Consider the following 3,085-nt stretch of genomic DNA (forward strand, 5'->3'; position numbering starts at 1 on the left):
GCATTGGTATTACTTGCTGCCGACTTGTTTAATGGTGATATTGAAGAAGCCATGCCGGCTGCACTTGCCATTGAAACCTTCCATAATTTTACCCTCATCCATGATGACATCATGGACAATGCGCCTTTAAGAAGAGGTCAGCAGACTGTTCATGAAAAATGGGGCACCAACAATGCCATCCTGAGTGGCGATGTGATGATGGTTGAATCTAACAAACAACTTACAAAGGTTAAAGTGGAAGTACTCAAGCCTGTTCTGGATACTTTCAATGCAACAGCACAAGGCGTGTGTGAAGGACAGCAACTAGACATGGAATATGAAAACCGTCATGACGTGAGTATTGAGGAATACATCGACATGATCCGCCTAAAGACAGCTGTTTTAGTGGGTGGTGCTATGAAAATTGGTGCCATTATCGGTGGTGCAACACCTGAAGAAGCGCAATTGATCTATGAATTTGGTGAAAATCTGGGCATAGCTTTCCAGCTTCAGGATGATATCCTTGATGTTTATGGTGATCCCGAGAAATTTGGAAAACAAATTGGCGGTGATATTATTGCAAACAAAAAGACCTATCTTTTATTGAAGCTTCAGGAGTTGGCTGGTAAGGAAGACCTTGCCGCATTGGCAGAACATGCCTTAAACACCACCCTGCCTGTTAAAATTGATCAGATTACCGCAATGTATGATGAATACAAGGTAAAAGAATTGGCATCAGAACAGATGAGACAATATCTTGACAAGGCTTTTTTAGCACTTGATCATATACAGTTGCCATCTTCGCAAAAGCAGGTCTTAACAGGCCTGGCGAATGCTTTGATGCACAGAGAAAGTTAAACATCAGGTTTCCCTGTTACTATGGAGCAACAGGGAAACCTATTTAAACAGCAGGCTGCAACAAGGCCCTACGCTGCATAATTTTCTGAATGAGTATTTTTAGCTTGTTCTTATAATCGCTCCTTAACCACTCGGTGTAATTTTTGGTGACGTTACCCAGGCATTTGGCATATTGTTTTACCCTCCAATCTATTTCTTTATCAAGCTCCTGCGCCAGCGCTAAAGCAGCCGTAATATTGTCGCTGTTATCAACGCACATTAAAGCATGCTGACGGATAGAATCACGGATGACTACCTTAGGCTTCAACTGCTTATCAATGGCCTCCTGGTGAGCGGCCTGTACATCAAATGAAATCTCGAGGCTATTGGGAAACATGCTGCGCAATGCCGAAGGCATTTGATGAGACTCATAATCCGTCTGTGTGTTCTTATTTTCATAATACTGTTCAGGATTTTCAAAAACATATTGCCAATCTACTGGGGCATTCCACTCCCCAAAACGATCCATGTTATTCCCTAAATCAATAATGGAAAAGGTCTTTTTTTGTGGCAATCTTCTGGACCCTCGGCCAATCATCTGGTGGTAAAGTGTGAGCGATGTAGTGGCCCTGTTCAATATGACAGCCTGAACTGTAGGTTCATCAAAACCCGTTGTTAATATTGATACTGAACTCAATATAGCTCCTTTGGTTTTCTTTAACCATTTCAATATCTCCGCCCGCTCTGCAGGTGGTGTTTTATTATCAAGATGTTTTGCCGGATAGCCCAGGTCATTAAATATTTGGCAGACCTTCCTTGAAGTAAAAATTCCATTATTAAAAATTAGCGTCTTTTTGTTTTTGGCATGTGTGCGGTAAGCATGGACGAGCAAATCAAGCATTGCTGGAGAACTGTAAAGCTCATCTGATGTGCTCACTGTAAAATCACCATGGATGCCAGTTTGCAATGTATTCAATTCTACATCATAACGATATGACTTAGGTTTAGCTAGGAATCCCTGATCAATGAGGGAAACAATGTTTTCCCCGATCACCAGCTCATCGTAATGCTTGCGCATAGGTAAATTGATGTCTGAGCTAAATGGCGTTGCTGTAACGCCTATAATGGTGGCATTGCTGAATTTGCTAAGCAGTTTATGAAAGGAATTATGATGAGCCTCATCAATGATGACCAGTCCTATTTGTTCTGGATTCAGGAATCCATCTTTGATCCGGTTCTTCAGCGTTTCCACCATTGCCACGTAGCAGCTGTAAACCTCTTTACGCACTAGTTTTTTTACCGAACTGTCAATTACCTTATGATGAATTCCGAAGCTTTTTAAAGTTGCTGAGGTTTGTTTGCAAAGTTCTATGCGATGGGTAAGCACAATGACTTTTTGGTTGTACTTTTTGATATACCTGCTGGTGATCTCAGAGAAGATCACTGTTTTCCCTCCACCGGTAGGCAACTGGTAGAGTAACCTATGATTTTTAGGATTGTCCTCCATCTTCGCAAATAACTTATTGATGTCGTTTTCCTGGTATTTGTAAAGCTGTGTCTTCTTTGAAGGTTGATTTGCGTTGCTGTTCATAGGTTGTGTAGCTGAATGTTCAGAATTTTTCTAAAGCAATCTACATACCAGTATCAGCGCGAGGGCTACATTTTTATGATGTCTTTTTTTTGGGCACAAAAAAAAAGCTGTATCATTTTATCAATGACACAGCTTTTTTATATGTTTTAGAATTACTTATTCTGCAACAGCAGCTTCAGCTTCAACAGCTTCTACAGCATCAACAACAGGTGCTGGTAAGATAGAAACATAAGATTTATTATCTTGTTTCTTTTTGAAGATTACCGTACCATCAACTAAAGCGAATAAAGTATGGTCTTTACCAATACCTACACCTTTATCAGGATGATGTTTTGTACCACGTTGGCGTACTAAAATGTTACCTGCGATAGCGAATTGACCACCGAAGATTTTAATACCTAAACGCTTGCTATGCGATTCACGTCCGTTTCTGGAACTACCGGCTTCTTTTTTATGTGCCATGATTTATATTTTATAAACTACCGAATTAAAAATGGTAAGTTTTGTTTAACAAATAATTATAAAGTGATACCAGAAATCTGGATTTTAGTGAAATACTGACGGTGTCCGTTTTTCTTTTTGTAACCTTTTCTACGTTTCTTTTTGAAAACGATAACTTTATCACCTTTTAAATGAGACACGATTTTAGCTGTAACAGTTACGCCAGTTAATGCAGGA

At 39.9% G+C, this 3,085-nt stretch carries 4 protein-coding genes; 1 reads left to right on the forward strand and 3 read right to left on the reverse strand.

The annotated features are described in order from the left end of the window. Positions 1 to 837, forward strand: an 837-nt coding sequence (locus tag ACR2F7_RS15585; RefSeq protein ID WP_432714468.1) for a polyprenyl synthetase family protein, incomplete at its 5' end; no start/stop codon positions are given. A gap of 43 nt (positions 838 to 880) precedes the next feature. Here the strand turns inward: ACR2F7_RS15585 and ACR2F7_RS15590 are convergent. From ACR2F7_RS15590 to rplU, 3 genes are all read right to left on the reverse strand, one after another. Then, a complete protein-coding gene (locus ACR2F7_RS15590) occupies positions 881 to 2,407 on the reverse strand; it encodes a DEAD/DEAH box helicase (RefSeq protein WP_432714469.1) in 1,527 nt (508 codons plus the stop codon). 156 nt (positions 2,408 to 2,563) lie between these two features. Next, positions 2,564 to 2,869 (reverse strand): 50S ribosomal protein L27, encoded by a 306-nt coding sequence (gene rpmA, locus ACR2F7_RS15595; protein ID WP_432714470.1) that lies wholly within the window; start codon positions 2,867 to 2,869, stop codon positions 2,564 to 2,566. A gap of 56 nt (positions 2,870 to 2,925) precedes the next feature. Continuing rightward, positions 2,926 to 3,085: 50S ribosomal protein L21 (rplU, locus tag ACR2F7_RS15600; protein ID WP_432714471.1), on the reverse strand; the 160-nt coding region annotated here is incomplete at its 5' end.

The sequence above is a fragment of the Pedobacter sp. genome (assembly GCF_045628745.1).
In the GTDB taxonomy this organism is placed as follows: Bacteria; Bacteroidota; Bacteroidia; order Sphingobacteriales; family Sphingobacteriaceae; genus Pedobacter.

Bases quoted from the DNA above. Each gene is read 5' to 3' on its own strand.
- rpmA (WP_432714470.1), bottom strand. From the start codon at position 2,869: ATGGCACATAAAAAAGAAGCCGGTAGTTCCAGAAACGGACGTGAATCG.
- ACR2F7_RS15590 (WP_432714469.1), bottom strand. From the start codon at position 2,407: ATGAACAGCAACGCAAATCAACCTTCAAAGAAGACACAGCTTTACAAA.